Genomic DNA, 3,951 nt, shown 5'->3' on the forward strand with positions numbered 1-3,951 from the left:
CCTCAACAGTTACACTAGTAACACCAGCTGGACAAATCCAAGTACCATTTGCTGTAAAGGGTTGTGTTTGGGCAAAACCCAAAAAAGGTATAAATACAAAAACTAAAAAGAGATAGACTTTTTTAGTTAGCAGGGTAGTTTTCTCCATAACGTTATTGCAAATAATCGTTTTACTTTGTTTTTTTTGAAAAAATAAGTTTGAATGCAAATTTATTTTAGGGTCTAAAAGTATTTATTTTTTTTACAATAATAGATTAAGTGCTATAAAAACCGATTAAACGCACTATTTTTTAAAATATGTAAGAAAAATAATTAATATTTATCTATGATTATTTTTCTTACGCTATATAAATAAAAATTAAAAACCTTTTCATCTTCAATAGTATAGAAGTAAAAATTTTAATTTTTGAAGATTTGATTTATACCTGTAATTTTTTATTCTTTATCTAAAAGTCTATTCACCTGGTTTGAATGGTTCCTTAATTTTATAAAAAACAAAGATTAAACCAATCAAAGTTAAAACCCATAAGTAATCATTTATTGGAGCGGCCGGTGTATCTGTGCCTTCTAAATTACCAGTATCATTTCCTGATCCAGGCTGTGCAAACAAGGCAAAGCTAGAACATAAATAGAGGATTGCTATATAATATTTTAATAAATTATTTTTCATTTTTGATATTTTTTGATTTTGACTAATTTTCTTTTGATTGACTTTAATTAATCAATTTCTTGTTTACTACTTTATGGTCGTCAGATGTAATTTTTACAATCAAAACTTGATTGCCAAATCTTGAACTTTCGATTGTAGCATCTTTAGAGTTGATTTTCATTTTTTCGAATAGTAAACTTCCTTTGATATCAAACAGTTGTACATTATCAATAGCTGTTGCTCCTGATTTGATAAAGATTGCCCCTTTGTATTTATAAACGGTAATACTATTGTCGTCAAAAACTAAATTATTTGTACCCAAAGTTTTTTGATATTTTAATGAAAATCTTGCATTATCTATTCCTGCGGATGCCGTAAATGTATAGGAACCAGTCTTTAAATCGGTTTCCGTTCCTGTGATATTATCTCTTAAGATAATTTCTTGATTACCTGAAAACAATCCATCAATATGGTCAATTGCAATGGTGAAATTCTCACTTGTTTCAGCTTTAAAAGCAAGTGGTACTATGTCAGTATTATCAAAAGGAGTGCTTCTACCTTGGATTACAAATTCTTCGTTTTCAACCAATGAATTTAAGGCGGTTAGATTATCATTAATGTACCTTCCATCTATTGCTGGGTCAATGCCTGATGTTGCTCCAGTCATATAAGCAATCATCATTTGGTTTACAGGAGAAGTATCTTTAGAAAGATTCAGCCAAATTCTACTTTTGTCAGTTACTGCTCTAGTTTTCAGAAACTGATTGTTGGTATTGGTCAAACGCATTGTATTTGTAAAAGTAAGTACCGCAGAAGTTGGTTTATAAATAAATCCTTGTCCAACTTGAATAATTCCGTTGGGAACAATACTACTTCCGCCGCCAGCATTAGCAGTTCCACCAGCTTTTGTGTAGGTTGCATAAGATGTGGTTGCGGCATTATTCGTTTTTCTCCAAAAATATAAAGCTTCAGTAATTAAATTTGCATCAATAAAAGTATCAGCATTTATTGTCGAAGGATAAGGGTTCCCAATAGCATTATACTTATTGTAATCTACAGTTAAGCTTAAATTTCCGCTGTTTGGAATTCCCTGAAATTGACCTTCCCAAATGGTTGGAGTTGCTGGATGATTGTTTGGCATTCGAATTAAATATCCAGTTCCTAAATTAAAATTGGTGGCAGATGGAGTAGTAACTAAATTATACAAATTTGTTGTTGAATTATAGGTGTAAAAACGTGTTGCCAATGTTGACGGTGAAAACAATTGTAACTGTTGACTTGCAACTGGTGAAGCCCATAAAACATAATCCAGAAATTTTAAAGCGTTTGTTTTTCTTTTTACTGTAATGTTTCCAATATTTCCATTGGTTTCTTTTGTTTGAACCAAGTTTGAATTGCTTTCAAAAGTTAATGAAGCCCCAGTTTCAACTTTAATATCACCTGAAATATTGAAATTTACCCCAGAGTTTACAGCTACTATAGCATTATTATTAACAGTTAAACTACAAGTCGATAAATCAGAAGAAACAGTAAGATTTGAAGCTATTATGGCTCCTTTAGTTGCATCTGGAGTTCCATTACTCCAAATAGTTCCGTCCCAAGTTGTACTATTTATCGTTACTGTTTGATCTTGGGTAACAACACCTGCGCTTCCGTAATTGTAGGACCAAGTCACTGTTGTTGTTCCTTGTGTTGTAATTGGGAATACTGTTGTCGTTGTTCCAACTATTCCACCCGCACCCGCACAACTATTTGTGGCAGTTGGAGCGGTTAATGTCACGGAACAATTATCAGTTACTGTTGGTAAATTTGTAACATCAGGGATTGGAGCTACACAAGTAACTAAGGCTGGATTATAAGTATATACTAAAATTTTACCTAAATCTGTAACGGTTAAAGAACTAGAACCTGATGGTCCAGAAGTAGTCCCACCACTATCAGTAATAATATATACTGTTTTTCCGTCAGGGTCAAAAGCAACATCTCGGTACCTATTTTGAGTATAAAATAATTCTTCTGGAGCACCTATAACACTATTGCCGTCAGGAGACAACTTTTGTCGGTAGATCCTTCCTTTTTTTAATGTGGTTAGAAAGATTGAATTATCCCATCCAGGTATTTCAGAATTAAACCCCTCATATATTTTAGCACTAGATGGTCCAATTGTTGGCCAAGTTAACCATCCACCAGTGAAATTATATCCAGCATCAATAGTAAATAATGTTGTGATTGGATTTATGAAGGGTACATTCCAACTACTTTCTGTAAGAGAGGTAGCACCAGCTCCACAAACATAATCACTAAAAGCTAAAGAAGTACAATTTGGAGCAGTATGCCAATCGCAAAATTCATAATTTTTATCATCTTTATAACCAGAGATATAAGGCCATCCATAATTGCCTCCTGATTTCAGGATATTGATTTCATCGTCTGATTTTGGCCCGTGTTCGCTTGAATACAAATTGCCATTTTTTCCAAAAAAGAGTCCTTGTGCATTTCTGTGACCGTAAGTAAAAATATGACTTCTCACTCCGTTTATCACTGGATTATCAGAAGGTATCGAGCCGTCAAGATTCATACGAAGTATTTTTCCTTCGTAATCGCTATAGTCTGCTGCATCTAACATTGCTTGTGTTGGGATGAGTTGCGCATGACTAATTTCGCATTTATTGGCAAATTGATTTACGCCTTGATCTCCAATGGTATAATATAATTTATTATCTGGGCCAAAGGCTAATTTCCCTGAGTTGTGGTCATTACTAGCGGATAATCCTTCGATTAAAGTTAAAGGAGAAGATAATGCTCCGTCAGTAGTAGTAGGATTTGAATAAGTATATCTTACTATTCTTAGACGTTCATCAGTTGCGTTAGTGCCATAAGAATAAGCGACATATACATAATCTTCTCCAGTTCCTTTTCCTAAGTTGGGATGTAAAGCCATTCCTAATAAACCATCTTGAGCACCTATGGAACCATAATAGACCAATGAAGTCATATCGAGTAATAAATCTACTGCTCCTGTTGTTTTGTTAACACGATTTATTTTTTTTCCACCTCTTTCGGTTAGCCATAAATAATCGTCAGGTCCATAGATAAGTGCATAAGGATAACTGAAAGTTGGAGTTAATGTTGTTCGAGTAAAATCTGAAATAACGGCTGCGGAAGCAGTACCCATAATATTAAAAGTATATGCTGTTGAACCTGCTGTTGTACTATTACTATTTAAAGTTACGGTTGCGGTTGATGAGCCGGATGTTGCTGTAGGATTATAACTAATTTCGATTATTAAATAGGTGTTTGCA

At 33.5% G+C, this 3,951-nt stretch carries 2 protein-coding genes; both read right to left on the bottom strand.

Features of this window, described 5'->3' with window-relative positions; all coding sequences use genetic code 11:
• Positions 1-454 precede the first annotated feature (454 nt).
• Positions 455-670, bottom strand: coding sequence for a hypothetical protein (locus PHC28_RS16660; RefSeq protein WP_300103266.1), 216 nt, complete (start codon positions 668-670; stop codon positions 455-457).
• Positions 671-713: 43 nt separating this feature from the next.
• Positions 714-3,951 (bottom strand): glucose/sorbosone family PQQ-dependent dehydrogenase (locus tag PHC28_RS16665; protein ID WP_300103269.1); only part of this gene is annotated, 3,238 nt, incomplete at its 5' end.

The organism is Flavobacterium sp. (assembly GCF_028712645.1).
Lineage (GTDB): Bacteria > Bacteroidota > Bacteroidia > Flavobacteriales > Flavobacteriaceae > Flavobacterium.

Bases quoted from the DNA above. Each gene is read 5' to 3' on its own strand.
- PHC28_RS16660 (WP_300103266.1), bottom strand. From the start codon at position 670: ATGAAAAATAATTTATTAAAATATTATATAGCAATCCTCTATTTATGT.